The sequence below is a fragment of the Cellulomonas sp. P5_C6 genome (assembly GCF_054049635.1).
The window spans coordinates 1-1,217 of sequence record NZ_JBFULZ010000372.1 but is presented as its reverse complement, the minus strand read 5'-3'; the positions used below and the strand labels follow the sequence as shown (position 1 = coordinate 1,217).

At 78.2% G+C, this 1,217-nt stretch carries 2 protein-coding genes; both read left to right on the top strand.

The genetic code is table 11. The annotated features are described in order from the left end of the window. Nucleotides 1-354, top strand: a 354-nt coding sequence (locus tag ACXJKG_RS21225) for an FAD:protein FMN transferase (protein ID WP_456847694.1), incomplete at its 5' end; no start/stop codon positions are given. Nucleotides 355-546: 192 nt separating this feature from the next. Next, nucleotides 547-1,217, top strand: a 671-nt coding sequence (locus ACXJKG_RS21220; RefSeq protein ID WP_456847693.1) for a hypothetical protein, incomplete at its 3' end; no start/stop codon positions are given.

Below are 1,217 nucleotides of genomic sequence, written 5' to 3'. Positions count from 1 at the left end.
GACCCCCTGGGCGGGATCTCCCCCGTGCTCGTGCTCGCCGTCCGCGACGCCGGCTGCGCGACGTCCTCGACGCGCTTGCGCCGCTGGACCGCGGCGGGCGCGCCGGTGCACCACCTCGTCGACCCGCGATCGGGCCGACCCGGCGGCGCCGGGCTCGCCGCCGTCACGGTGGTGGGACCGGACGCGGCGTGGGCCGAGGTCTGGACGAAGGCGCTCTTCCTCGCGGGCGCGGGCGCGATCCGCACCGAGGCTGACGACCGCGGTCTCGCGGCGTCGTGGGTGACCACCGACGGCCGCGTCGGCACCTCGCGCGCGATGGACCCCCTGGTGGTCTGGCGGCGTGACGGTGACTGACGGGGTGCTGCACCGGGCCGGCGTCGCGGTCCTGGCCCTCTCCGCCGTCGCCGCGGTCGTCGCCGTGGCGTGGCTCGTCAGGGACGCGCTCGGCGGCGACAAGGTCGCCTGGGTGCTCGGCCGCGCGAGCGGGCTCACCTCCTACGTGCTGCTCGTCGCGCTCGTCTGCACGGGCCTCGTGCTCGCCCACCCGTGGGCGCGCCAGCTGCGCACACCGTCGCCGGCCGCCCGCTGCGCCTGCACGCGGGCCTGGCGACGTTCACGCTCGTGTTCACGGTGCTGCACGTCGTGGTGCTCGCGACGGACCCGTGGGCGCAGGTCGGCTGGCGCGGGGCCGTCCTGCCGATGGCGTCGACGTACCGGCCGGTCGCGGTCACGCTCGGCGTGCTCGCGCTCTGGGCGGGGCTTCTCACCGGCCTGACCGCGCGGTTCGCGGGGCGGATCGCCCCGCGGGCCTGGTGGCCGATCCACAAGGTGGCGGCGGCCGTGCTCGTGCTGATCTGGGGGCACAGCGTGCTGGCCGGCTCGGACCTCGCGGCGCTGCGGGGCTTCTACCTCGCCACGGGCTGCGGGGTGCTCGGGCTCGCGCTCACCCGGTACGCCGCCCGCACGCCCGTCGACCGCCTGTCCGAGCTCACTGACGACCTCACGGCCGTGCGGCGCCGACCGCGGACCGCGCGATKAGCGCGACGAGCGCAGCGGCACCGGTGCGGGTCAGCACGCGGACGGCGTGGGGACCGTCGCGCGTGCTGCTGGCACCGGCGACCCTGCCGCGCACCGGGCCCGCCGACCCGTCGCGGCCGGGGCCGGTCGAGAGCGTGCGGGACCACGAGGCCCGGCTGGGTCCGCGCCCGCGCGGGCGG